Consider the following 25,875-nt stretch of genomic DNA (forward strand, 5'->3'; position numbering starts at 1 on the left):
AATTGTACCAGAAGAATTTTTCAGGAATACAAGAGCGTTTGATTATTTCTGGCAAGCTTGTGTTTACAACCCCGGCTATTCTCCAGTCTAATGAAACTGATGGTTTAGCTGATTTTGTCATCCTGCGTGATGAACAGGATGGCCCTCCCTTGCTGCCAGGCAGTTCGCTTGCAGGTGCGCTTCGCAGTTACCTGATGAAAACCTTTCCCTCCTCTGATGCGGAGGGGTTGAACCAGGAAAAAGTTCGCCTGCTTTTTGGGGATGTTTCTGGGAACACAACCACACGCAGCTGGCTATTTGTTGAAGATGCATTAGGAGTGGAATCACGCATAGAGTTTCGCCCTGGAATCAGAATAGATCCCAACACACAAACCGCAGCCTATCAGGGTTTATATGATATGGAATTGCTTTCTCCCGGGTCAGCATTCAATATCGAATTTGAATTTCGCCTACCGAAAAATGATGGTGAATCACTGAAAACGTTACTTTATGCCGGGCTTTCGGCGTTAGAACGAGGTAACATCCGTTTGGGTGGGAAGAAGAACAGGGGGCTAGGGAGATGCATAGTGCAAGATTGGACTGTGCAGCGATATCTTATGCAAGAAAAGAAAGACATCCTTCGCTGGTTGAAGGATGACCGAACATCACCTGAGCCGGGAACCCTCTTATGGGAAAAATTAGGCTTTTCGCATGAGCCTGAAATACCTTTTGAAGAAACCCTGAGGATATCTGCAAAATTTGGGGTTAACAAAACACTCATGATTCGCTCCTATCCAACTGACCCGGAACAACCTGACATGGTGCATATGACAAACATTCATGGTCACCCAATGATTCCGGGCACATCGATTGCCGGTGCTCTCCGGGCACAAGCCAGACGAATTGCTGCTTTGAAATTACATTCAATTACAGCGGGTGAGGACCTGGTTAACCAATTGTTCGGATCTGAAAACCCAGACACCAGCGGACGCCTGGCAGGTAGCCGGTTGATCGTCCATGAGGCTGTCATTGAAGGTAGTGGGAGTGGTCTGCTGCAGAATCGCATCAGGATTGACCCCTTCACTGGTGGAACCTATAAAGGTGCGTTATTTAATGAGAAACCCCAATTGAATGGAACGGTTTACTTAAACTTTGAGATTACCAAACCTACCGATCCAGAAGTGGGCATCTTATTGTTGTTGCTGAAAGACCTATGGGATGGCTTTCTGACGATTGGTGGTGAATACGCCATCGGGCGGGGGTATTTTGAAGGTATTGAAGGGGAATTGGTTTGGAATGGAAAAGAGTTTAGTATTTCTAACGAAAATGGGATGAAAATTACCCCTGTTGATGAACAGGATAACGAGTTAATAACCACAGCAATTGAATCATTACAACCAAATGCCAAAGATGAGAGGTGATCACAAATGAGCACGATCAAAATAACTGAAATTGAACATAAGATCGATATTTTCTCAGATGATTTTAAAGAATCACTATCAAAGATAAGCAGCGAGCACCAGCTAAAATATAGCCTTTTCCATCATGAGGATGGGATCATCTGGGGTAAATTTGAAAATAATGTTTGGGAATTTTCCGAAGGGATCGCTCCATCTCCGAAATTTGATCTTTTAACGTTGCTGCAAGCGCGATTTTTTGGTGAGGTTGCAGAACTTTTCTTTTGGAGGGTTGCCAACCGGCTCGAAAGCCGCCTACTGGTTGAAGGACAGGGTCGTGATCTTGAATATTTCGATCAAGTTCAAATACTGTGGGGAAACAAGGCTGAACCTTATAAAAATTCGCCATTCACGCGTATGATTGAAGGGGAACAGGGACTTGAACACTTGGTTCCAATGAAAAATGCAAAGCCGAGGATTGGTTTAACGCTCCGTTCTTACATCGATTATAACAATCAATCCCAGGCATATATCCGTTGGCACCGTCTGGTGAATTTAACCGATAACTTACAACCACAAACTTTAGGGAGTGTATAAATCATGGATACAATTAAATTACCGTATAATTTCGTTAAGCTGAATGACGACCTCGTCCTCGATGCTGAGGAACTCCCCAATAGGCGTTATTTCAACTCGGATCGGAATACGGGTCTGATCCGGAATACGGGTCTGATCCATTGCACTTTGAAGTCACTTTCACCCTTTTATATTGCCGGAAATGATGGGTGCTTTTTCCATCATGGCGACTCACAAAATCCCGTCATTCCGGGCAGCAGCCTGCGGGGCATGGTCCGAAGTATCGTGCAGGTCATTACCTGGAGCAAACTTCAACCAGTAACTGATAAAAATCTATATTTGCGTGATATTCTAAATCGCTCCGATTATATGGATCGAATCAATAGGGGTAGAGAAGCTGGTTTTATCCGAAAAACCAGCGGCGGCTTCAGTATTGAGCCCTGCAAGGCGTATAAGGTACATCACCACCTGATTGCGGGCGCTTTTCCAGGCATTGATGAAGAATTAAAACGAGAAATCATTAAATGGAAGGATAAGGATCAGCCTCTGACTGAAATCCAGAAAAACGATATTATCAATTGGCGCCATAATCTAAAAACGCTGCCCTCTTTCTTAAAGAAAAAATTAAACAAATGGCTTAATGATCAACTGAAATCGAAATTATTTGAGGATAGAACCCTTCCAAAATGGGAATACCAAAACAAAGAAGTCTGGATACAATGCAACGACGCAGAATTTGCCAAGGGTTTCCAGTTGTCAAAACCAGATGACCCAACGGGTTGGGTACAGGGCACTTTTGTCATTACGGGATATATGGGAAACAAAAAACATGAACATGTGTTTGTGCCTGTTCCTGGAGTTGAGACCTTATCAGGTGAAAATATAACGTCCATAATTCAAAACCTAGAAGACGATGATCAGATTTCGGATTGGCAAAAGCATGCCTTTACAGTGGATAAGCCTGATCGATCATCACGTCGCAAGCCTGGTGCTGTTCGTGATGGCGAACCCATTTTCTATATATTGAAGCCAGATGGTGAGATTGATTTTCTGGGCCGTGCTAACCTCTTCAGGTTGCCATACGGAAAATCGCCCTATGCGCTGCTGCCTGAGTCTCATCGTGATAAGAACCAGGTTGACATGACTGAAGCGATCTTTGGCTTTATAGATAAGCAGATTGAGGTTGACGGTCAATTACGCCCTTACGCTTACAAAGGTCGGGTATCCTTTTTGGATGCTAAATACCTCGGTGGAGAAGGATCCCCCTACCTTTCAGATCAACCGTTTTCTCCGCGAACGCTTGCTTCTCCGAAACCATCCTCTTATTCGACCTATCTTGAACAACCATCAAAAATCGAGAAAAAAAATACCAAGCATGAACAGGTTGCACAGCTATGGAAATATTCAGATGAGGAAGCCAAGTTGCGTGGACAAAAGTATTACTGGCACCAGGTAAAGGAGGAAAATGATCAAGTATTGACCTTGGGGAAAGAAGAAATTAAATACAAAGATTTTCCTAAAAAATTAAATCCTCACGATCAATTGATTCATCCAATCAAAGCAGGTCTAGAGTTTCAGGTAAAGATTTGTTTTGAGGATCTGAGCAACGTGGAACTCGGTGCCTTACTTTGGGCGTTAACCTTACCTGGCACTGAACACATTACTTGCGCCCATAAGTTGGGCATGGGCAAATCAATTGGCATGGGCAGCGTCAAGATCACCCTGGATGAGGATGGGCTCCAAATCTTAGATCACAACACTCGCTACTCCAACCTTAGCCAGAGCGGTTATAGCCCAAAAGAACCTCAGGACTTCATTGATGAATTTGAATCTTACATGACTGGAAAAATTGGCAAAGTTTTCAATCAACATGAGCGCATCAAACAGCTGCGTATGATTCTATGTGAACCAGGTGTGAATTGGGAAGATGTTCGATATGCTGAAGACAGGGGTTTTGAAAATTATAAAGACAAGCCTGTGCTATGTTCTGTTGATGATGTCTATAATTTAAGCTGTGTTAAAAAGACCTTTAATGCATCCCAGTCAAACAATCATCAGCCAGAAAATGATGTAAATCATTTTATCGACGAGTTGATCAGGGGGGAGGTGATCGATATATCGCCAAAAGGAGAAATCACTTTTGAAGTCGATGGTGGTGAAAACCTGGGTGTTATTAAACCCGAAAATTTAGCAGACAGGGGTGGGAACTATCGTGTGGGCAATAGAATCAAAGCCTTGTGCATTCGTGTTGAACCAGAGGATAATTCTTTTATTTTCTACTGTACCCTTAATTTCTCAAAGGACCGTCGATGATTATTAATATCTTGGAGGGAAATTTGGGTCAGGAATTCGGGATAAAATCCAGGGTTTGCCCAAAAAATATTTCTGGAAATATCGAAATTGGATTTGTTATTCGGTATAAAAGTGGGCTGGCAGTTGATGAAATTAAAGAAAAGGCCAATAAACGTTCTTTTGAACAGCTTAACAGCATTTGCAGCCCGGATGTGCTCGAAACATATATCAAGAAGTTTAACATCCCCACACATAAACTTAATGAAAACAATGAGGACCTGGTGAAAGCCTGTACTATCGTAAGTATTCGGTTATCTAGCGAGAAAGGCTCCAACTTATTAAAAGAAGATGGAAATACTTTGCTTGAAATGTTAACCTCCACATTGACACATGGAAAGGATAGGCTATGATCTTAATTAATTTTTCACATCCCATCACCAAAGAACAAGAATCGAAAATTATTGCTTTAGCCGGTCAAAGCATTGAAACGATGCTTACAGTGCCCTCTCAATTCAAGCATGATATTCCATTTCCTGAGCAGATAACCGTTCTCATTGATTCAATTGGATTATCTCCTGAAGATTGGCAAACCAAACCGATACTGGTCATCCCACCTGGTTTCAGTCCAGCCGCTGTGACCCTGTTGGCAGAATTACATGGTCGAATGGGGCATTTCCCAAGCATTGTTCGTATGCGTCCCGTGTCCGATAGCAACCTTCCGATGTTTGAAGTCGCCGAAATCATTGACTTACGGTCTTTACGAGACAAAGCGAGAGAGGATCGTCGATAATATCCCTTAGAAAGGAGTCATCCATGGAAATTTTTAGTTATATTGCCGATTTCATTGGTATCTTCAGCTTTTTCGCGGCAGTAGCAGCTTGGATTAACACAAGAAAGATCCAAAAGAACCAAAAGCTGGAATTGGAACGTCTCAACCAAAAAATTAAGGTTAGATTGATTAATCCAGATACTAAAAACTACATTGATTTAAATGGTGAGATGCGAAGAGAAGAAATATCTCGTGCAGAGATTTTAGGCTGGATAGGTATGCTACCCAAGATTCAAGGATTAGAACGCTCGAGATTTCAACTGGAATTCTCAAATAAGGATGAATTTTTTACTCGGATGAATGCTGTCAGGACAGGTTCAGGCGATATGACGTTTGAAATTGATTGTACTGAATATGAATCAGATCAGTTTGCTGTTGAAAAGAAAAATATGTCTAATCATTGATGATTTTACGTAGGTTTTTATATTTGACGTTTATTAAAGATAGTCATCTCTCACCTGTTTCTTTATAAACGACACTGAGTATGAACAGCTTGCTCTCTTCGGTGCTGGAATTAACACCACGGTTTCCGGGGCAAATTCAAAATAAATCCTGGTATGGTTGGGCGTCTCAGGCAATCCTGCTGAAGGCTGTCCGGCAGGTATTTTCTCCCAGGCTCTCACAGTCCATGCACGTGGATAACCTGCGCCGCGCGTATACCGCTTCCAGCCTGTATCTCGCAGGGGAGATCGGTGCGTCGTCGGCTGCGGAAGGCAGGTACTTCTTGCGCTTTACAGCACTCAATGAAGAATGCGCCCGGGCGCTCATCAGCACCACACAGCCCGGGAGGCCCCTGTCTCCGGGCAGCCAGCTCAACCTTTCGGGCTTGCAGATGAGGATCGTGGGGATCTATGTTCAACAATTGCAGCATAAGCTGGCACAGACTTCCTCGTATGAATGCTTGTTTAACAGCACCGCCAGAAATGCAGCCTCGCTGAATGAGCGAATCACCTTCCGCCTGGGATCTGCCACATTTTTTAAAAGCACCGATACCGGCGGCTTTCAATATGAGCCAAAACCTGCGCTGGTTTTCGGCTCGCTATTTGAACGCTGGAAATTATTTTCAAGCCTGAGGGCGCCTGGCGCCGAGTTCATGGAATATGTCGATCAATCGATCCGTGTTGATGACCAGGCGCTTGAACTGACGGGGGTGGGTGGGAAATATCAGCGCCAGGGCGCCGTCGGAACGGTTACCTATATCAGCGCCGATCCGCAATCGCCGTATTGGGTGTTTGCGCACGTCCTGGCCCGCTACGCGCTGTTTGCCGGTGTGGGAAAGGAGACCGCCAGCGGATTTGGGCAATGTTGGGTCCAGTGAAGACAAAATTAGCCATCGTTCATGATTTTGTAATCCCGCTACCGAGAGCGCGGATGAATATCGGGAGTTGAATTGATGCGAAATGAGCACAGCTATAGAGAACGTATCCTCTCGAGGGCAAATTTAATCACAGCCTGGGAGGATGTACAAAGCAAGAAAGGCGCGCCAGGACCCGATGAAATTAGCATTCCCCGCTGGCGGCGCAATTGGGAGGCGAATATCGAACGCCTGATTGAGCAAGTTTCAACCAATACCTATTACCCGAATCGACCCATGTCGAGACTATGACAGTACTACGAAGAACTCAACGAGTAACTTCGTAGAAATCATTCGTTTTAAGCACTTTATTCATAAGATTTATTTCGTCCCTGAAGGGGAAAACTACAGAAACAAGGTCATTAAGAACCATCTTCTTGTGAGAGTGGTTGTTGATCTCGGTTGTGGGAATACGTTTTTTGATGATTCTTTGACCGAAGCAGAACCCACCCAAAACAGCCAATTTTCGGAGATCATTACAGTGTAAAAAGCTGTTTAATGTTCTTTTTATGTTTCCTGCGATCTGGAGGATGAGTTGTTGAAATCACATCAATTTGATTATTACTATGGCAAGCAGGCCGAACAGTTCACCTTCTATCGTATCCCTAAAAGACTGTTCACTGATTCCACCTTTGCTGACCTGTCCAGTGCCGCAAAGGTGCTATATGGTCTGATGTTGGATCGAATGAGTTTGTCTGTCTCAAATGAATGGAAAGATGATCAGGACCGTGTCTTTATCTACTTCACACTTACCGAAATCCAGGAACTGATGAATTGTGGACACAACAAGGCAGTCAGGTTGCTGGCGGAACTGGATAGCATTAAAGGAATTGGGCTAATTGAGCGAGTAAAGCAAGGGATGGGAAGACCAAACAGAATCTATGTTATGAACTTTTTGGTCAGTGAAGAGATCAAAGACTTCCCAAAAGAGGAAGTTATGACTTCCGAAAAAGGGAAGTCAAGAGTTCCCGAAAAAGGAAGTCAAGACTTCCCAAAAAAGGAGTTAATTAATACTGATCTTAATAAGACTGAGGTTAATGAGACTGAGAAGAATGAATCTAATCGATCAATCTATCCATCAAAGAATTCGCACGCGATTGAAAAAGAAAATGAGATGGATCGATGGATGGAATATCGGGATGTTTTCAAGAAAAATATTGACTATGAAATCATGATGCAAAGATACCCTGACTCGATTCCTGAAATCCTTGAGATCTTAGTCGAGACAGCATGTTCAGGTTCAAAGTATTTTCGTATCAACAGCTCGCAGATACCTGCCGAAAGAGTCAGGGAGCGGCTCCTAAGTCTGAACTCAATGCATGTCGAGTACGTTTTGGACGCGATGAGGGATAACTCAAGTGATGTGAAGAATATCAGGGCTTTTCTGTTGTCTGCACTCTATAACGCCAGCAAAACGATCAACAGCTATTACCAGGCCAAAGTAAATCATGACCTGTACGGTAACCCCAAACAAGGATGGTGATCATGCAGGAAGAAGTATCCCAAAAAAGCATGGCTTTCATCATTCAAACTGGCAAGATGACCGGGAAGGTTTTCTTACAAGCCATCGAAAAGTACCTTGCCCAAGAACGCCAAAGAAGGCAACTGAATGCCAGAGATAAAGCACTTCATCCAGCATACAAAGGTCGCATGACGATCAGGGAGATGATGAAGGAAAGATCAGGGCTTGCCAACATTGAGATTCACGATGAGCACATCCATGATTTCGAAAGAATCGCCAGACGCTATGGAATTGAATATGCCATCAAGAAAGAGCGAGACAAGACTCCCCCGCACTACCTGGTTTTTTTCAGAGGTAGAGATACAGATGTCCTCCAAACTGCCTTCAGTGAGTTTGTCAAAAAGCGATTGAAAGTGCAGGAACGCCCTTCCCTTCGGGATAAGCTTCAGCAGTTAAGACAGCAACATAAAGACAGAGCTACCAAAATCCCAGAAAAAGTTCAGAGAAAAGAAATAGTTCGATGAAAAACCGATTCAATAAAGAATTAGCTTTCAACCTGACCTATCTGATCCCTTTCTACCTGGGAAACAAATTAGCTCAAATCTTTCGCCTGCTCCAAGGTGGTGACTTCATCGACAAGGTCATTACCAGCTTTGCCAATTTGTCCTTCATCGCCCAGCATCCTTGGTTATCCTTCAAGCTTCAGGACCTGCTGATTGGGCTCATAGCAGCAGGGTTGTTGAAGCTGATTGTGGTTATCAGAAGTCAAAACCGCAAGAAATATCGTAAGGGCGTTGAATACGGATCGGCTCGTTGGGGAACTGCCAGAGATATCGCTCCATATATTGACAAGAACCCCAGAAATAATATCATCCTGACCAAAAGGGAGTCTCTCACCATGGAGAGCCGTCCAAAAGATCCGAAAAGAGCCCGTAACAAAAATGTGCTGGTGATCGGTGGCTCAGGATCAGGAAAGACCCGCTTCTTCGTCAAGCCCAATCTGATGCAAATGCACTCAAGTTATGTCGTCACCGATCCAAAGGGTACCATTCTCACCGAATGTGGCACGATGCTCAAACGCAACGGATACCAAATCCGGGTGCTTAATACGATCAACTTCAAACGCAGCATGCACTACAATCCTTTCGCTTATATCCATTCAGAGAAAGACATTCTCAAATTAGTCAACGCGATCATCATCAATACCAAGGGGGAAGGTGAAAAAGCGGGTGAAGACTTCTGGATCAAAGCGGAACGTCTCTATTACTCTGCTCTGATTGGGTATATCTGGTATGAAGCTCGAGAACGTGAACAAAACTTCACAACTTTGCTGGAGATGATCGATGCTTCTGAAGCCCGTGAGGATGATGAGAGCTTCAAAAATCCTGTGGATGAGCTCTTTGATGAGCTGGAAGAAAAGGCCCCTGACCACTTTGCTGTAAGGCAGTACAAGAAATACAAACTGGCTGCTGGGAAGACCGCCAAGTCGATCCTGATTTCTTGTGGCGCGCGTTTGGCTCCTTTTGACATCTACGAATTGCGGGAGCTGATGAGTTACGATGAGATGGACCTGGACTTATTAGGAGATCGGTTATCTGCGCTCTTTGTGATCATCAGTGACACGGATGATACCTTCAATTTTGTCGCTGCCTTGCTCTACACTCAGTTGTTCAATCTGCTTTGTGATAAAGCCGATGACGTTTATGGTGGCAGGCTGCCCATCCATGTGCGCTGTCTCTTGGATGAGTTCCCCAATATCGGTCAAATCCCACGCTTCGAACGCTTGATTGCCACAATCCGCAGTCGTGAGATCTCTGCCTGTATCGTTCTGCAAGCCCAAAGTCAGCTTAAGGCGCTTTATAAAGATCATGCCGAGACGATCGTGGGCAACTGTGACAGTATGCTCTTTTTAGGTGGGAAGGAGAGAACCACGCTCAAGGAAATCTCTGAATTATTGGGAAAAGAGACGATTGACCTGGACAACACTTCCGAGAACCGAGGGCGAGAGAAATCACATGGGATTAGCCATCAAAGAATGGGGAAGGAATTAATGACCCAGGATGAACTGGCGGTGTTGGATAATTCCAAGTGCATCTTACAGCTCCGGGGCGAGCGTCCGTTTCTATCGGATAAGTACGATATTACAAAACATCCGAACTACAGATTTCTTTCGGATGCAGATCCAGAGTTAGTATTTAATATTAATAAAGATGTTGGCAAACGCATGCAGCTAGAAAACGATCAAAAAGCAGAGCTTTATGAAATCGGTATTTCTAATCAATAAAGATTAAGGCTTTCAAAACGGAAAAAAATCACTGCTTGTGGCACCCCACCAAGAATCCTTACACGGTTCCGTTAACGGATACATGAACAAGTAATGGTTACGATTACAGAGAAGAAGATGATTCCACGCCTTTTCGGGAGGTAATAAATGAGTTCTATCTCAACCAGTACAGCAAGAAAATCAAGGAAGTCTACAATGCAAGGGGCTTGGCATGGATACATACATCCAGTTGCCCACCTTATGGATATCTCAAATCTCCTGAAGATAAGAACCAATGGATGGTTGATGATGAAGCTGCTGCTGTTGTGAAGCGAATCTTACAACTCACCAAGGAAAGCTATGGTCCCTGCCGGATCAGTATAATTTTGGAAGAGGAATAAGTCGAAATACCTGGGTTTAACTTGGCAAAAAAGGTTCAGTTTTGCACCAACACAAGGTCTTTGAAAACCTGTTCAGATGGAATAGCTCCACAATTTGTTCTATCCTCAAAAAGCGGGAATACTTAGGGCATACGATGGACTTCAAGTCCTGCAAAAGCAGATACAAGGACAAGAGGAACCGCTATCTCCCCAAAAGTGAATGGTTTTTTTCGAGAATACCCACGAAGCTATCATCGATATATGAATTATCAGTTAGTGACGAAAACCTCTTTGATTCCTAAGGCTGCCTAAAACGCCCGAGTTAGGGGTCGAATCCCCTCCGCTGCGCTACACTGACCTGCGGCCACCTGGCATTCATGACACCGCTGGTACTGCCCAGTTGGTCGCCAAATAGGAAAAATGTTTCGTTAACAATATTCATGGCAAATCGCTGACTATCAGCATAGTCTTCATCTACCCGTACCACCCTGTTACCGTGATCATCTAAAACTGTTCTCTCATTCCTGCTTACTCGTTTCTGAAGCTGGCAGCATATATAGGGCATTGTCATAGATAATCCACAGATTTCCCTGGCTGTCTTTGACAATATTGCTCTTTGCAGACGTAAACATGCACCATTCTCCTGTTTCGGGCTGATGCCAGGCAAGTCCCCTCATTGACTTATACCAAATCCGCCCATCCTCCGTTTCTGCCTGTGGTTCCGGACTCTCCCAAACGAAACTTCCACTACCGTCGTCAGTTTGTGTAACAAAAACCGTGGATCGGAATATCAGATGCAAATTAGAGGAATAATCGTCATTCTCAAACCAAGCAAGATCATTCAAATAAACTTGCCCAGTTTCAGTAAAAAAGAACTCTGTTTCTCCAGCATTCCAATAACTACTCTTTGGTGAAAGATATGTATAAGAAACGGTTTTTGCCTTAGGGTTAAATCTTTCAACCACTCCTTTGTTATTAAGTGAAAAGACATTCCCTTTTTCATCAGTATCCACACCGATAATATATTCACTTAGTGTTACATGATCTGTTACCTTTCCGGTTTGTAAATCGAGATTTACTAGAATCTGATTAAGTGTTGTCGGATTGCTCATAATCACCCACAATGAATGATCTGGAGAGTAAGCAAAGTCTAGAATTCTATTATTTAACTTTGAGGCATCGATGATTAACATTTCTTTCAATTTGTTTTCTGCTTGATCTATCTTATAAAACTGCAGCTCAACATTCCCTTCAACGATAAACCATAACTGCGATTCGCTATCAAAAAAATAATGGTCTACCTTGCTGGGTGATGCGACCGCATTCCATTTTTGAGTTTCTAATGAATATGTCCAGAAACTTATAGTCGACTGCTCTTGAACTCGAAACCATAAGGTTAAGCTTCGGGACCTCGGATTAATTAATTCGATTCTAGGATCACTATTCTCCGGGAAAGGAAGTTCCTCTGCTTTTTCCCAGGCCAAAGGTGGTAATGTGGCAATTGAACTTTCAAGTTCTTCCAAAGATAATGTCACATTCTCCCCCAAAGGTAACGAAGATTTAATAATTGGAGGTAGACAAACCTCGAGATTTTCGGTTTCCGTCATCATTTCGGTGAAGCTACTTTTCAAATCGAATTCCTGAAAAGGCTTAGAGACCCCACATGAGACCAGACTAATTATTAAGGTGGTAAGAATTAGTTTGCTGGCATTATTAACTATTTTCATTTTACACCTTCCAAAATCCATCTTTCTGCACGTTCTGCAATGTCTGCAGACAAAGCAAGTTCTGCATGTGTTAAAGGAACATCTCTTTCAAAGGTATAATTACCATACGATAGTAATTCCACGGTATTAATACTAGGAATTATCCTTCCTTCACTATCATAGCCTGTAGTGATAGCAACAAACGTTCTTATCTCTGAACCTATCATCTCATTAAAGTAAGTTGACATATTGCTACCCGGTTCAAAATAATAATTGGCGGTTAATGTCGGATCTAGTAACACGACGCCTGCAATATCCAAATTACCTATCATGTTCATTTTCAACAAACTATGAAAGGTTAATATAATGGCATCAGCCCCTGCACTGTGCCCAATAAATCGAATTTTTGTTTTTGTGGGTAACGTTCGAAGATAATCAACAACACTCGCACTGGTATCTGCTTTTGTCGATCCCTGAACGTAAAATGAGTGGTGTTGTCCACTCCAGGAGATGTAAGGCGACAGTGGCACATCGGCTCCGGTCTGACCACAGAACAATGCCGAGTCGCCAAGTCCGCAAACAGAAATATTGAAGATTGGGTTCGGTGAGGGGGGTGAGATTACGTTACACCCGTTTCCATAATAATCATCGCATGCCCGATTCCCGCTTGGGTCGGTGTATCGTAACGGGTTGTTGTTGACGTAAGCATAACGGTCAAACGCCTGGGTGCCTTGAACCTGCAAGGGCACAAGCGTGTCGGCTTGCATGAAACGCCCCAGCTGCGGGTCGTACCAGCGGGCATTGTAGAAGTAAATGTCGCCTTCTTGCATCTGCCCGGTGTAGCCATAGTCGGTTATGTCATCCCCATTCTCATATCTGGTGGTGCCCCAGGGTTCGTAGAGGGTTGTGCTGACCAGGTTTCCGTTCGCATCCGCCACCGCACTGACGCTGCCCAACTGATCGCCATACAGATAGCTCACCACCCCATTTTTATCTTTCATCGCAATTCGCTGCCCGTCAGCGTAATAATACGATATCCCGCGTGGCATTTGGAATATCATCGGAAGGTAGGTACAATAGGTGCCCGTACATTCCCCACCCTCACCTTGCCCCGCAGCCTCATCTTCTCTCACAAACTCAAAGTAGTTCCCAATGTAGATGGTCTCTTTCTGTGCGACTGAGCTCTCATAATCGATTGCCCAGACCCGCTTCCCATCGCCATCATAGCCATACTCGCTTACAAGCTGGCTGTTCTTTTCTATCCTGGTCAGCTGGTTTTCGGCATTGTAGTTGTATGCCCACTCAACCCCTTCAACCGTCCGGCTGGTCATATTACCGTTTTGGTCATAGGCATAGCTGTTGGCTCCGTCTGTCTCCACAACATGAGGTTGAAAAAAGTAATAGTGATATTCATTGACTGCTGAATGATTCTTCAGATGCCCAAGAGCAGCTTGTGAATCGGATAAGGGAATTAGTAATATATCTCCTGTCTTGAGTCTGATTCTTTTCATTATAGCTTTACTATTTCCATCCAAATCAATTTTTCACTCTCTTGGCGTAAATTTGTTATGATTAATTAAATCGGCATATGGAAAAGGTATTTCACCGGTCTTTATTCGATTAACTACATCAAATGGCGACCAAACCACAAAATACTCCAGTTGCATATGCTCTTCTGGTAATTTAGAGCCTATGGGTCGTGATCCTGTTTCGTCAACCAGATACCAGATTGATACTTCTCCATTTTTCTCAGAATACCACGATTGAATAAATTTCGGATAACTAAAATTTTCAACCGGTTTGTTTCCGATTTTTTTCCATAATCCCGTTTTAACAGCCGCACCAACCCCTGTAATTATCGGAGGAAACAGTCCGTCCGTAAAATCTATATTATCTAAGTCAATATCATTTGGATCGTAAATTCCTTTTACCACTCTAAGTAATGGGTTCAACGGAGCTTTAGGACGTAAATCTAACATCACGATTTGCCCAAGGGCAGCTTGTGAATCGGATAAAGGGATTAAGAGGATGTCTCCTGTTTTGAGTCTGGTCATTTTCATTATTTACCTCTTATTTTATGAAACTTATATTTCGAAGAATTTCGCCAGCTCTTTGAATAGCATTTTCATAAATAGGGTTAGCCTGTGCAATACTATTTATCTTATTGAAAAGATTAGATAAGCCATACTGCTCAATTAAAAATTGTTCAACTGCTCTGGCATCAAACCGGCTTAGATTCTCCAATCCAGGGATTCTTTCAATTACCCATCCCGTTTTTGACAAATGTTCAATCGCTCTTCGGGAAAGATTGTTGGTTATACCAACAAATTTCGTAACGCCATTCTCTACAACACGATATACATAATTTGCACCTGTATAAATCGTGTTTTTGATCGCAGGAAACAATTCTTTAACTACTTCCCCTGCTTTTTGTGTTACTTCTACCCCACTTTTTACAACTTCAGTGCATTTACCAAGACACAAAGAGCTGGTAATCGGAATCGCTCCGGTTGCCAGATAAGAACCTAAGGCAAAGCCCATGCCGCCGAGCACACCTCCGGCAACAGCACCACCGACAATCCATCCAGCAGATATATCTGTTGTCAGAGCCTCTTTGAAACTCATATCGTTATTAAGGTTGCTGATTACCTGACCTGCATAGCCGACTAATGCCCCGACACCTACCCCTATCAGGATAGCTGTTGTGATCGCAAAGTCTCCCCCCGGATCAACATAGTTTATTGGGTTGTTGATGACATAGGCATATCTGTCAAACGCCTGGGTGCCCTGGACTTGCAGCGGTATGATCGTGTCGGCTTGCATGAATCTTCCGATGCTTGGGTCGTACCAGCGAGCATTGTAGAAGTAGATGTCGCCTTCTTGCATCTGCCCGGTGTAGCCATAGTCGGTTACGTCATCCCCATTCTCATATCTGGTGGTGCCCCAGGGTTCGTAGAGGGTTGTGCTGACGAGGTTTCCGTTCGTGTCTGCCACCGCGCTGACGCTGCCCAACTGTTCGCCATACAGATAGCTCACCACCCCATCTTTATCCTTCATCGCAATTTTTTGCCCATCAGCGTAATAATACGATATACCGCGTGGCATTTGGAATATCATCGGAAGATAGCTGCAATAATCGGGGCTCTCATAGTGCACCCTCCCCTTGCCCCGCAGCCTCATCTTCTCTCACAAACTCAAAGTAGTTCCCAATGTAGATCGTCTCTTTCTGTGCGACTGAGCTCTCATAATCGATTGCCCAGACCCGCTTCCCATCGCCATCATAACCATACTCGCTGACAAGCTGGCTGTTCTTCCTTACCGCGCTCAGCTGGTTTACGGCGTCATAAAAACAGGTCCATTCTTCTGTTGCAATAGATTTGCTGGTCATGTTCCCATCCACCTAGCATTGAAAAAGTAAATATCTCCTTACCTGATTAATCTGCTCGAATTACCACCGTTCAGGTTTACTCCCAATTCCGATTTTATTCTCTAACGGTACAACTGGGCATGGCGTGTAAGTTGTACATCATCTTCTCAGATGGAATCAGGTTTAAACCAGTGACCTGATACTTCTTTACAACCTCCTTCAATCGCTCAGAGCACAGGCTTATTCGAGCAGATGAGATCGGGGTAAAGAAGTCATCTCCTTGCCAGGTCCCCTCTTTCATGACATAACGCTGATAACTTGATATAAGTCCATTATGTCTGCCTAACGGGCAATATACTTCATTCTTTCGGGTTTCATACACAAATTCAGACTTTTCCTGGTCAATCTCTCCTCTGCCCCAGGGTATTGTAATCAAGTAATACGTCGGTAGTTCCACTGGGAAAACACCTTTCTTATACTTTCCCACCTTCTCGATGATCACAGGTGGGTCAAAGGGGTTAAGTCCAGTTAATCCTTCCCCTTCGTAGATCTTTCGAAAACGTTCTGAGATCATACACAATCCTGGGACTCCCCACATCACATCCTGCCAACAAGATGTGTCTGCGCTTGAAAACCTGACACGTTGTGGTGGAAGCCACAAATCCTGGCTGACAACTTGTCCACAGACTTTGCAGGTGTCAGGTGGCGCCCAAATCTTTGGCTGTATAATCTCATAGTAAGATACTTTTCTCGAAAAAAGGTCATTAAGTTTATCAAATAAATAAAACTTTTCCATGCTTTCTCCTATTGAATTCTATTAAGAATATCAAGAACTGTCGGGAAGCGTTCTACAAGCGGAGTATACAACTCCACTAACTTATTAACAAAGTCTTCTTTATTAGGGGAATATTTCAAAATAAATATGACCAACTCATTGTGTCTACCGCCCGATGCCACTGCTGATAGCCATGGTGTGCTTCATAATCAACTCCTTGAACAATCAAGGAGTTACGGTTGTTTCCAAATGCGGCTTTGAGTGAATCACTCATCACATTCCAAACCCTATTCGAAAAAATATGGTGAGATTGTCCCCGCAATGGAGCTTTTTCAACAGTGCTAACCACATTATCAATAGTGCTCAGGCTTCTTTCTGCCAAATAATTAATCTCATTTGAGCAATCACCATCAGCACACAAGCTCGAACCGACCGCTGTCGTTGCAGTTGTTGCTTGTATAATCCCAAAGTGAGCCAAAGCTGCAAAGCCCACACCGCCTAATACACCTCCAGCAACTGCACCGCCGACAATCCATCCAACAGATATATCCGTAGTCAACGCTTCCTTGAAACTCATATCGTTATTAAGGTTATGGATTACCTGACCGCCATAACCAACTAAAGCCCCCACACCCACCCCGATCAGGATAGCCGTTGTAATCGCAAAGTCTCCCCCTGGATCAACATAATTCATTGGGTTGTTGTTGACGTAGGCGAACCTGTCAAATGCCTGGATTCCCTGGATATCTGCTGGTACGCTGGTGTCTGCCTGCATAAAACGCCCCAACTGTGGGTCGTACCATCTAGCGTTGTAGAAGTAGATGTCGCCTTCATGCATCTGTCCCGTGTAGGCATTGTCGGTTGGATTTGTTCCTTGGGAGTACCTGGTAGTACCCCAGGGGTGGAAGAGGGTTTTGCTTACCAGATTTCCGCTCGCGTCTGCCACCGCGCTGACGCTCGCCAACTGGTCATTATCCGAGTTTTTCATCGTTAGAATTGTATAGATCATTCCCAATACTTTGCTCCATCATGATCTATGAGTTTAGTAAGCCACTCATCAAGAGAGCCCGCGACCAAATCCCATTCTGATGAGCGCAAATAATTTGTCTCGAGGATCTTAGTTTGTCTACTTGACTTATCAAATACGAGAACTGAGTTATCGCCATAAAGTTCGCAAAAGACCAGATATGGTGAGTCTGGAGTTTGTACTAGATTTTCCATCCAGGTTGTTTGTTTGGATAAGCACTCTTTTAACCCGTATATCTTGTATCCCCATTGTCCATACATATTATCATAGTAAAGAGTAGCACCATTCGAAACAGTGTTCAGAAAATCTAAGTATTGTTTTGGCAGATGGCCACTCTCAACAAGATGAGCATCTCTTTCCTTACATGTTAATGGTTTTTCCCACATAAAGAAGGCTTCCCACGGATCACCAACCTTTATGGTTAGTGATCCGTTTGGATAAGTGTTGTTTCTTAAGTCTATTACTCTCTCAAACATGATTTCTCCATATTATTCCGGTATAAACAATCGCCACCACTTGTTAAACTCATTCTGATGAATAATCCTATCAACCGGAACCAAGTTAAAAAAGTCATTCGTACCCCCAAGCTCTCTAGGGATAATGTGATGTATATCATATCCTTTCCAACCACCGGTTGGTGGTGTATATCCTCTTTCATGCCATTGCCTAATAAATTCCGCCCTTTCGTATTTTGTCCAAGGCACTCGATCTTCCTTCGGAACTGGAATCAGGTCATCAGGAGGCTGCGGAATTGGTTTTCCAGTTCTAGGATCAATAACGTTTGGGTAATTACTAGAATTCGATGTCTGCTGTGAACTTGAGAAAAACTGTACCCCTTTTGTTACCAATTGTCCTGCTCTTACTCCCTGAGGAACCTTTACTCCTGCTTGTGCAGCAGATAAGACTACATCATTACCTGCAACTGCTAATCGCAACCCGGGCCCTCCTCCTGTAGCGATGGGCAAGACCAAACAAGCAACGTCTAAAACCAATGAAGCGCTATTCAACAAAGTCCATCCTTCGTTGGCAATCTGTTGTAAATCAAAAGCAATGAATGCGATATCCAATATAGACTCAGCCCATCTGCCATTTGGGTCTGTATACCGGAGAGGGTTATTATTGACATAAGCGAACCTGTCAAAGCCTTGTGTGCCTTGGGTGGGGGGGACGATGGTATCCGCCTGCAGGAACCGTCCCAACTGCGGGTCGTACCATCTGGAGTTGTAGAAGTAGATGTCGCCTTCCTGCATCTGACCTGTGTAGGCATAATCGGTCGGTTTTGTTCCCTGCGTGTACCTGGTTGTGCCCCAGGGTTGGTAAAGGGTTTTGCTGACAAGAGCGCCAGAACTATCCGCAACTGCGCTGACGCTGCCCAACTGATCGCCATACAGGTAACTCACCTCGCCATTATTCTTCATCGCAATCCGCTGACCATCGGCATAGTAGTAGCTGATGTTTTCTGGGACAATGTTAGCAACATAAGGGAAGTAGGCGCAATAGGTTTGGTTGCAGGGTTGGCTGGGTGTGCCTCCTGTGGGCTGAACATACCCTTCAACCTGGACTTCATAGTAATTCCCGATGTATGTGGTCACTTTCGGATTCGTAGCGAGGTAGCCTTCATAATCCTTTGCCCATACCCGCTTGCCATCTCCATCGTAGCCGTATTCGCTGACGAGCTGGCTGTTCTTCCTGACCGAGGTCAACTGGTTCTCCACGTTATAGGTGTATGTCCAAGCCACCCCAGCCACTGTGCGGCTGGCCATGTTGCCATTCTGGTCATAAGCATAGGTGTTCGCGCCTGCCTGGGTGACCGCGTGTGGATGGGCAGGTGAATAAGTGTATGCACCCACATCGCTCTTATAACTCAAGTTACCAGTACTAGGACTGTAAGCATAAGTCTGCGTGCTGGCATTGATTCTGGCTGAGGTCAACCTGTTCATTGAGTCGTACGTAAAGGTTTGGATTTCGGAACTGCTCAGATTATCATTGATGGTTGTGATGTTTCCTGCCAGGTCGTAAGCAAACTCTAGATTTAGGAGTGAGCCGGACTGCCCGCTCTGAAGTTGACTCAACCTGCTCCCGTCCGTAAGCCAATCGCTGTAGATGTAGCTGGTCGTAGTATTGTTCCCGAACCTTTTCTGGCTTACCTTTCCGTTTTCGTTTACCTGCATGCCCGTCTGATAAGAACCGACACTGTCCGTGCCTCCCTGGGGCAGGTGCGTTATGTTGACAATCTCACCGCTGGGATAGGTCATGGATGTAAGTTGATCCGCGCTGTCGTAAGTGTAATTGGTGGTGAATGGCTGCCCGGATATGGTCTTCTCTTCTGTGACAAGCCTGCCTCTGCCGTCCAGGTCCCAGGCAGTTGAACCGGTTGAGTCGGTCATGCCAGTCCGATATCCCAAATCTCCATTGGCATCATAAGTGAAAGAGACTGCAGGAGAGCCATCGCTGAACGACTTTGAGATCACTCGGTTGAGTCCATCATAAGTGAGTGTTGTGGTGATGGTCGCTGTTGTTTGGGTCAGCAAATTTCCCTGTGCATCGTAGGTATAACTCCAGGTGCCCATATCTGCGTCTGCCATCTGAATTTTCTGACCAGCAGGGTTGTAACTTATAGCAGTGGTTGACGTTCCGTATGCCGTTTCTGTCAGCCTGCCAATAAGGTCAAACGTATAGCTCACACTCGGTCCCGCAGGCGGGATTGTTTTGACAACCTGTCCAAGAGGGTTTGAGTAGGAATGTGTTGCTTGATTATTAGCATTGCTGCTGATTGTATTCAGTCCCCATCCCATATTGCCTGGCAATTGAATGGCTGAATATGTTATGTTAATTTCATATGCCATATTTCCAATTTCGTCTCGCCGGGAAATGTTAAGTAACCGCCCCCTAAGATCATAAGTGAATAGTTTCCCTTGTCTTTGGTTAACATCTATTCCAACAGGTACGTATTCTGTCTCTTGAGCACTAAATGGTATGCTCTCAAAAACCTTATTCCCAAAACCATCGTAAATAAAAGCGCTTTGCACCAATGTCTGACCAGCAACGCCATCTAACTCAGCACCTCTGATTTGTGTCTGCAATTCTCTACCGAAGCCATCCAGGTAATTCACTTGTGATGCAGTGCTAAGCCGATTGACGGTGATAGAGATGGGTGTATCCGCGTAGTTATAGGAAATTGAAGCAGTAGGATTATTCCCCGGTCCACAAGGCGTTGTAGGATCAGTCCAGTTAAGTGGTGCGCAAATGTAGATTATTCGTCCGAGCGGATCGTAGGCAGCACCTTCAATTGCGCCATTTGGTTGGGTGACCTTAACTGGAAGGGCGAGTTCTGGCAGGTAATCAGTTGTCGTTACAAAAGAGATCCCATCGCCTCTATGAATAATCATTGATCCTGCTTTGCCAGGCGCGACATTACTCATTACGTAATCTGTGACCAATGCCTCACCAGTTGGATCGGCACCAACTGTTGCAAAATTCTGCCATGTCTTTGTTTGGCTCAGGTCTCCGTTAGGTGTATAAGAATAGGAGGTCTGAGAATATTGTGAACCTTCTGCTAATGTTTTCTGGTTCAGCTTGTTTCCTCTGATGTCATAGTTATAACGGTTTTCAGAAAGAGTTACCCCAGTTTCATCATTGAGGCTTTGTAGAGTAACCAGAGAGGGCAACCATGGGATATCATTCACACTCGATAGCTTGAAGGTTAAAGTTTGATAATATTGGGTTATCCAGGAACTGCCATTGTGATAGGAATGCCTGGTCTTTGTCACATTTGATAGATAACCTGACTTATTTAATGCATTTTCTTGAGCGAAACTTGTGAATTCCTGCCCGTTATAGTACAAGTATGTTCCTGTTGCCGTCTGTTGATAAATACCGTTGACGTCTGGGTTAAACGAATAATAAATCTCAGTATTAACACGATTCCAATAGATATTCAGATCGGCATAGGTTTTTAGTTTTGTATCTGAGAGCTCGGTGTAACTATAAAGCTTAGAAGCATCTGAAGGGGCGTAGGTATAGATAACCTTCTCCACCAACTGATCGTTCACGAATTTTTCGTGCTGCAGAAGATTGCCTTTACCACTTATCGATTGATCGTAAGTGCTCTTTTCTGTAATGGTTTGTCCATCTATCTGAGCAGTTTTACTAACCGTGTTAAAACCTCGAAATTCATAATTTAAAGGCGTATACAGACAATTTAAACCACATCCGTCAAGCAGCGTATTACTGGCATTGTTGAAAGCAAACCCGGAATACGTATACTCCCATGTCACTGGTTTATAGATCTGGCTGGATGTGTCAGTAACTGTCATCATTGAAACCACGTGACGTGATGGGTAGAGAACGACCTCCAGACTCTTTATATAACTGCCGCTGTTATTTAACAAATAAACATTTCCACTCAAAGGATAGCCAACCCCGACATCGAGCGAGCCTTCACAGATAGTCATGTTCGCTCCAAGAACACACTCCGGAAAAACATTCCTCGGTTCCTTGAATCCAAAAACGGTACCTGTTGGAGTGTTGTTTAACCCTTTTCCTTCAACCAGGAAGCGGAACCGGGAAGCCGGTTTGAGCATGTTCTCACCGATGACATGCGTTGCAAATGCTTCATATCCTCCATGTTCTGCAGGACCAGCAGGAAAATAAAGCAGCGTTTCGTTTCCTACAGTTGTACAGTAAGTGCTGGCATACCTGCCAATCCAACCAAGATTATGACCGGAGGGACATTGCGTGTTGAAAGCCCATCTTTCAGTGCGAGGACCTAATTGTGCTTCTAAAAACATGGTTTCAAGTTTGTACGTAAGGTTGACCTCACCACCGATCCCGTTTTTGATTTTGGTGATGTGCATGCTGTTACCATAGGTAAAAGATGTGGCAGGCATTGCCTTTGAGGTTCCATCTACAGCATATCCAATCTCCTGAACGCCTGCAAGAGTCAGTGTCCGTGCAGTGGAATCACGCCAGATAAACAGAGGTAAGATCGTGTTTGTGTAAGAAAAGCGCGAATCCTTAACTTTTACATTGTGCGAATAGAATTCGATCGCATCCAGTTTGGTATTTGAAAAAAGGACCTTCGAAGCCGTCGTATTCCAGGAATCCCTGTAGTCATCACGCGAACTGGTCACAAAACGAATCGAATAAACGCCTGAATAATCAATTTGGCTCGGGACGATACTCCTGTCTACAGAGCATGTACCTGGATTTGGCTTGGTGTATATGTATGCAATTTCATTATTGTTTCGATCCGTTGATTTGCTTAACATCCACTGCCAGGTAAAACCAGTACCACAAGGGTTAATCCCGGTAACCGTGCGTGCTCTTTCGGATGCAGTTGATCCAAAGAAGTAGGTCGTTCCATCGGGTGTTTTGACGGTCCAGGAATCAGTGCTGACATTTCTTTGAACGATAATGGATTCAGTATATTGAAGACGATAGGTGATAATGTCGTTTACTTCTGAAACAGGGAGGAGTCTCCCTCCCGCCCCATTCAATGATAAAAAGAAGGTATCATCTGACAGATCTGAATCAGTACCATGCATATCTCTTGTAATACTGCCCAGGTCCAGTGACCAACCCATGCCAACCCAGCTTGCCTGGTTGAAAAGAGTGCCTTCATCAATAACCTGACTGTTGTACCGCAAAGAAACAGATGGTTGAATTCCGGCAGTACCGGAAATCACAGGAAAGTCCATTTTATAGGTTGCTGCACCTGTATATTCAGCAACACTGAATGCGTCCTGGAATGGTGGTAGGTAGGATTGCCAGTTAGCTGGTTTGTAATCGAACACCGTCAGATGATCCGTTTGAACGGTGAGCGTCTTGGCGATTGTATCGACTTCAGTAAGCATCGGAAACCAATCCATTGCGTTATCGTCATAATAGAAAACCTGAAGATCGTTTTCCTGTTCTGGAGTTAACTCTTCGGTCGAATATGGGATAATGAGCGTGATTGGGTTTGAAAAGTAACTGACATTAGTTGCCGTATTCTTATCCACTGCAACAACTTCAATTGCATTTTTGCTCAGAACATAACCGGGCTGCAGGTGTGGGCTGATCTGACTGCTTGCAAAGACAAGGTTTTGAGTTACATTATCATCAGTGGAAGTTGCATATGCATGGTGACCAATCATTCTCACCCAATCAGAGAGCAAAGAATCAGTAGGTGTATTGTTTGAAAGGAATGGAATATTAACAAAAGTCGCATCCAGAAGCTCAGAGTTCACATTGAGAAACACAGAAATTCTCAGGTTTTCTGTAGGTTCATTAATTTGGATTAATTCGATGCTACCTTGTAAGCTATTACCTGCTGAGAGATTGACTCGGCCTAACTCCACGAATTGATTATTCAATGTTTCATCAGAAGGCGTTAATCCTTCAGAAAATTGCAGGCTCAGCATGGTACTTGGATTTTCTACAAGCGATCCGCCATTATTAATAGACCAATGGAGAAAAACAGGTTTTCCAGGGATGTAGATGGAAGGTTCGACCGTGAGTTTTAGACTTGGGGTAGGAGAATCTTGGGGAAAAGTCTCCAATAAAATAGGTTCAAAAAGTGGCACATCACTGCTGTAGGATTCTGGAAGTGGATTCTCAAATTCGTTTGGTTCAAAAATCTCACCTGGTACAACCAAGGCTGGAAGTTCCATGCCTTCAATTGGATAAGCATATAAAGGAGAATCTACTGGTATGCTCTGTGGTGCTGCATCTTCATCTTGCTGAGCAGGAATTATCGGATAAGCAAGATTTGGATCTTCCGGATTTCCATGGCTCTTAACCTTGGACTGAACTTGAAATGTATAACTCGTAAAAAGTATTACAATAGCAATAAGAATAGCGCAAAATCGTTTCACTTTTCCTCCTAATCCCCGATAAAAGAGCCTGTAATCTTAGTAATTTTACCACTACTACCCTATGGTCACCTTAGAAGAGACGATTGACCTGGAAAACACTTCAGAGAACCGAGGACGAGAGAAATCGCATAGGACCAGCCTGAATAGACAGGTGGTATTGGAAAATTCTTCAACATCGGGGCGAACGCCCTTTTTATCTGAAAAGAATAACATAACCGAGCATCCTAATTATAGATTTCATTCAGATGCCGATCCAAAGTTAGCATTCAGTCAACCAAAGGAATTTAATACAAACAGAAAATTATTAACTGATCAAGCCATAGAGCTATGCGACGAATCAATATCAAGATTGTTGGTTTAATGGGCTCCAGGAGAATTTACGTAAAGACTTATCATGATTATCATCAGACTCTACATATTGAAAAACTATATATAGAAATCAATCGAAGCCAGATCGAATAGGGATAGCATAATATGAAATCGTTGCACCACTAAACAAGGTCAAAGCTATTGTTCAACGACTGTGACATTTAGTTAACGATCTCATAGATATAGCATTGCTTCTGTTTCAATTCTTCTACAGAGCTCTCTGCTTTCAATTTATGATTTTTTAGGGGCTGAAAGTAATGAAACATTTCCTCCATTAAAACGTTTATCTTAATAGAAATCAGATACAGATTCATGAATGAAATACCGATAAGGAATTTTCTGATTTACTAGTAAAGGAGGTGGCTGACGAATAATCTAGCAATAACAAAAAAGTGCTAAGTATACAATCTATTGAAAGGTGAAACAAATAAACAGAAAGTTTATGCTTGTGATCGTTTTAGTAATCACATTAGTAGCTAGCAGCTCAGCGTTTGCTCAAACTGACATCACCGATCTAAGCACTACTTCTCAACTGGCAGAATTAGAGCCTTACATTACCACAACAAAGGATGGAGGAATCTTCCGCCAGGAGTTGGATTATCCTGCAGCAATTAAAGCAGGATTTTCACCAGACATACTGGATCTCGCTTCGGAGATGGTCGCATTTCAGAACGAATATGCAATGCTTGTGGAAACTAATAACAAAGTAGATGATATCAGCAATTTCTCACCTGAATCAAGTCGATTCCCTAGATTATCTAATTTTATTCTAGAGATGAAAAATAAGGAATCCGCGCCTAAAAGTCAAAACTCCATCACAGCGGATCCACCAGCATGTGGAAACTGGGATCATCCAGTTCCAAATTACACACCTTCTAGGGTTCCATTTTCTGGATATAGTAATCCGGGCCAGACACTGATCAACTGGGGATTCCATAAAACAGCTGGATATGGTTGTGGTCACGATCCCTTCGTTACTTGTGATAATGATTATACAAGAGGACGGTCATACACCGGCGATTATGGAACTTGCTCTTCTCCGAGGTTTAGAGATCAGGGCATTGTAAGCTCCACTTCAAGTTTCAATATTCAATACGGCGAACCTAATCCTGAGATTCTTTCTTATCTCTGGCCATACTGGAATTGGGGAGTGTATGTAAAATATTGGCATGACACTTATTAGTTCTCGGAAGCAAATATGAGATGTGAAGGTGCTCAGCTTTTTTGGCTAGGCACCTTCAT

Annotated in this window: 21 protein-coding genes; 12 read left to right on the forward strand and 9 right to left on the reverse strand. The window is 43.7% G+C overall.

Going from position 1 to position 25,875, the window contains the following annotated elements; all coding sequences use genetic code 11:
• The first annotated feature begins 2 nt into the window (after positions 1-2).
• From CFX1CAM_RS04480 to CFX1CAM_RS04535, 11 genes are all read left to right on the forward strand, one after another.
• Complete coding sequence (locus tag CFX1CAM_RS04480; protein WP_087861861.1) at positions 3-1,400, forward strand: RAMP superfamily CRISPR-associated protein; 1,398 nt, start codon at positions 3-5, stop codon at positions 1,398-1,400.
• Between the two features lie 6 nt (positions 1,401-1,406).
• Positions 1,407-1,973, forward strand: a complete 567-nt coding sequence (gene csx19 / locus CFX1CAM_RS04485; RefSeq protein ID WP_087861862.1) for a type III-D CRISPR-associated protein Csx19 — start codon at positions 1,407-1,409, stop codon at positions 1,971-1,973.
• A 3-nt stretch (positions 1,974-1,976) separates the two neighbouring features.
• Positions 1,977-4,265, forward strand: coding sequence for a TIGR03986 family type III CRISPR-associated RAMP protein (locus CFX1CAM_RS04490; protein WP_087861863.1), 2,289 nt, complete (start codon positions 1,977-1,979; stop codon positions 4,263-4,265).
• Positions 4,262-4,654, forward strand: a complete 393-nt coding sequence (locus CFX1CAM_RS04495) for a hypothetical protein (RefSeq protein WP_087861864.1) — start codon at positions 4,262-4,264, stop codon at positions 4,652-4,654. The genes CFX1CAM_RS04490 and CFX1CAM_RS04495 overlap by 4 nt, the downstream gene beginning before the upstream one ends.
• Entirely contained in the window at positions 4,651-5,034 is a 384-nt protein-coding gene (gene csx15, locus CFX1CAM_RS04500; protein ID WP_087861865.1) for a CRISPR-associated protein Csx15, read from the forward strand. Before CFX1CAM_RS04495 ends, csx15 begins: the two co-directional genes overlap by 4 nt.
• Positions 5,035-5,057: 23 nt before the next feature.
• Positions 5,058-5,477 (forward strand): hypothetical protein, encoded by a 420-nt coding sequence (locus CFX1CAM_RS04505; RefSeq protein WP_087861866.1) that lies wholly within the window; start codon positions 5,058-5,060, stop codon positions 5,475-5,477.
• Between the two features lie 80 nt (positions 5,478-5,557).
• Complete coding sequence (cas6, locus tag CFX1CAM_RS04510; RefSeq protein WP_087861867.1) at positions 5,558-6,391, forward strand: CRISPR system precrRNA processing endoribonuclease RAMP protein Cas6; 834 nt, start codon at positions 5,558-5,560, stop codon at positions 6,389-6,391.
• A gap of 75 nt (positions 6,392-6,466) precedes the next feature.
• A complete protein-coding gene (locus CFX1CAM_RS04515) occupies positions 6,467-6,679 on the forward strand; it encodes a hypothetical protein (protein WP_087861868.1) in 213 nt (70 codons plus the stop codon).
• Between the two features lie 286 nt (positions 6,680-6,965).
• Entirely contained in the window at positions 6,966-7,910 is a 945-nt protein-coding gene (locus tag CFX1CAM_RS04525; RefSeq protein WP_197687158.1) for a DUF6017 domain-containing protein, read from the forward strand.
• Positions 7,911-7,912: 2 nt separating this feature from the next.
• Positions 7,913-8,413, forward strand: a complete 501-nt coding sequence (locus CFX1CAM_RS04530; protein WP_157891697.1) for a PcfB family protein — start codon at positions 7,913-7,915, stop codon at positions 8,411-8,413.
• Positions 8,410-10,173, forward strand: a complete 1,764-nt coding sequence (locus CFX1CAM_RS04535; protein WP_087861872.1) for a VirD4-like conjugal transfer protein, CD1115 family — start codon at positions 8,410-8,412, stop codon at positions 10,171-10,173. The genes CFX1CAM_RS04530 and CFX1CAM_RS04535 overlap by 4 nt, the downstream gene beginning before the upstream one ends.
• A gap of 877 nt (positions 10,174-11,050) precedes the next feature.
• Here the strand turns inward: CFX1CAM_RS04535 and CFX1CAM_RS04540 are convergent.
• From CFX1CAM_RS04540 to CFX1CAM_RS04580, 9 genes are all read right to left on the reverse strand, one after another.
• Complete coding sequence (locus tag CFX1CAM_RS04540) at positions 11,051-12,259, reverse strand: NHL repeat-containing protein (RefSeq protein ID WP_087861873.1); 1,209 nt, start codon at positions 12,257-12,259, stop codon at positions 11,051-11,053.
• Positions 12,256-13,749: an RHS repeat domain-containing protein gene (locus CFX1CAM_RS04545; RefSeq protein ID WP_087861874.1), complete on the reverse strand. Its 1,494-nt coding sequence runs from the start codon at positions 13,747-13,749 to the stop codon at positions 12,256-12,258. Before CFX1CAM_RS04545 ends, CFX1CAM_RS04540 begins: the two co-directional genes overlap by 4 nt.
• A 33-nt stretch (positions 13,750-13,782) precedes the next feature.
• A complete protein-coding gene (locus CFX1CAM_RS04550) occupies positions 13,783-14,298 on the reverse strand; it encodes an Imm26 family immunity protein (RefSeq protein ID WP_087861875.1) in 516 nt (171 codons plus the stop codon).
• Between the two features lie 10 nt (positions 14,299-14,308).
• Positions 14,309-15,343 (reverse strand): RHS repeat-associated core domain-containing protein, encoded by a 1,035-nt coding sequence (locus CFX1CAM_RS04555; RefSeq protein ID WP_157891698.1) that lies wholly within the window; start codon positions 15,341-15,343, stop codon positions 14,309-14,311.
• A 40-nt stretch (positions 15,344-15,383) separates the two neighbouring features.
• Positions 15,384-15,626, reverse strand: a complete 243-nt coding sequence (locus tag CFX1CAM_RS04560; RefSeq protein WP_087861877.1) for a hypothetical protein — start codon at positions 15,624-15,626, stop codon at positions 15,384-15,386.
• A gap of 94 nt (positions 15,627-15,720) precedes the next feature.
• A complete protein-coding gene (locus tag CFX1CAM_RS04565; protein ID WP_087861878.1) occupies positions 15,721-16,401 on the reverse strand; it encodes an imm11 family protein in 681 nt (226 codons plus the stop codon).
• 115 nt (positions 16,402-16,516) lie between these two features.
• Positions 16,517-17,389 (reverse strand): RHS repeat-associated core domain-containing protein, encoded by an 873-nt coding sequence (locus CFX1CAM_RS04570; RefSeq protein ID WP_087861879.1) that lies wholly within the window; start codon positions 17,387-17,389, stop codon positions 16,517-16,519.
• Positions 17,386-17,883, reverse strand: a complete 498-nt coding sequence (locus CFX1CAM_RS04575) for an SMI1/KNR4 family protein (protein WP_087861880.1) — start codon at positions 17,881-17,883, stop codon at positions 17,386-17,388. Before CFX1CAM_RS04575 ends, CFX1CAM_RS04570 begins: the two co-directional genes overlap by 4 nt.
• Positions 17,884-17,895: 12 nt before the next feature.
• A complete protein-coding gene (locus CFX1CAM_RS04580; RefSeq protein WP_087861881.1) occupies positions 17,896-24,264 on the reverse strand; it encodes an RHS repeat-associated core domain-containing protein in 6,369 nt (2,122 codons plus the stop codon).
• A gap of 811 nt (positions 24,265-25,075) precedes the next feature.
• Here CFX1CAM_RS04580 and CFX1CAM_RS04585 point away from each other — a divergent pair.
• Positions 25,076-25,816, forward strand: a complete 741-nt coding sequence (locus CFX1CAM_RS04585) for a hypothetical protein (protein ID WP_087861882.1) — start codon at positions 25,076-25,078, stop codon at positions 25,814-25,816.
• Positions 25,817-25,875 lie beyond the last annotated feature (59 nt).

The organism is Brevefilum fermentans (genome assembly GCF_900184705.1).
Classification (GTDB): domain Bacteria; phylum Chloroflexota; class Anaerolineae; order Anaerolineales; family Anaerolineaceae; genus Brevifilum; species Brevifilum fermentans.

Bases quoted from the DNA above. Each gene is read 5' to 3' on its own strand.
- csx19 (WP_087861862.1), top strand. From the start codon at position 1,407: ATGAGCACGATCAAAATAACTGAAATTGAACATAAGATCGATATTTTC.
- CFX1CAM_RS04490 (WP_087861863.1), top strand. From the start codon at position 1,977: ATGGATACAATTAAATTACCGTATAATTTCGTTAAGCTGAATGACGAC.
- CFX1CAM_RS04495 (WP_087861864.1), top strand. From the start codon at position 4,262: ATGATTATTAATATCTTGGAGGGAAATTTGGGTCAGGAATTCGGGATA.
- csx15 (WP_087861865.1), top strand. From the start codon at position 4,651: ATGATCTTAATTAATTTTTCACATCCCATCACCAAAGAACAAGAATCG.
- CFX1CAM_RS04505 (WP_087861866.1), top strand. From the start codon at position 5,058: ATGGAAATTTTTAGTTATATTGCCGATTTCATTGGTATCTTCAGCTTT.
- cas6 (WP_087861867.1), top strand. From the start codon at position 5,558: ATGAACAGCTTGCTCTCTTCGGTGCTGGAATTAACACCACGGTTTCCG.
- CFX1CAM_RS04515 (WP_087861868.1), top strand. From the start codon at position 6,467: ATGCGAAATGAGCACAGCTATAGAGAACGTATCCTCTCGAGGGCAAAT.
- CFX1CAM_RS04530 (WP_157891697.1), top strand. From the start codon at position 7,913: ATGCAGGAAGAAGTATCCCAAAAAAGCATGGCTTTCATCATTCAAACT.
- CFX1CAM_RS04535 (WP_087861872.1), top strand. From the start codon at position 8,410: ATGAAAAACCGATTCAATAAAGAATTAGCTTTCAACCTGACCTATCTG.
- CFX1CAM_RS04540 (WP_087861873.1), bottom strand. From the start codon at position 12,259: ATGAAAATAGTTAATAATGCCAGCAAACTAATTCTTACCACCTTAATA.
- CFX1CAM_RS04545 (WP_087861874.1), bottom strand. From the start codon at position 13,749: ATGAAAAGAATCAGACTCAAGACAGGAGATATATTACTAATTCCCTTA.
- CFX1CAM_RS04550 (WP_087861875.1), bottom strand. From the start codon at position 14,298: ATGAAAATGACCAGACTCAAAACAGGAGACATCCTCTTAATCCCTTTA.
- CFX1CAM_RS04555 (WP_157891698.1), bottom strand. From the start codon at position 15,343: ATGCCACGCGGTATATCGTATTATTACGCTGATGGGCAAAAAATTGCG.
- CFX1CAM_RS04560 (WP_087861877.1), bottom strand. From the start codon at position 15,626: ATGACCAGCAAATCTATTGCAACAGAAGAATGGACCTGTTTTTATGAC.
- CFX1CAM_RS04565 (WP_087861878.1), bottom strand. From the start codon at position 16,401: ATGGAAAAGTTTTATTTATTTGATAAACTTAATGACCTTTTTTCGAGA.
- CFX1CAM_RS04570 (WP_087861879.1), bottom strand. From the start codon at position 17,389: ATGATCTATACAATTCTAACGATGAAAAACTCGGATAATGACCAGTTG.
- CFX1CAM_RS04575 (WP_087861880.1), bottom strand. From the start codon at position 17,883: ATGTTTGAGAGAGTAATAGACTTAAGAAACAACACTTATCCAAACGGA.
- CFX1CAM_RS04585 (WP_087861882.1), top strand. From the start codon at position 25,076: ATGCTTGTGATCGTTTTAGTAATCACATTAGTAGCTAGCAGCTCAGCG.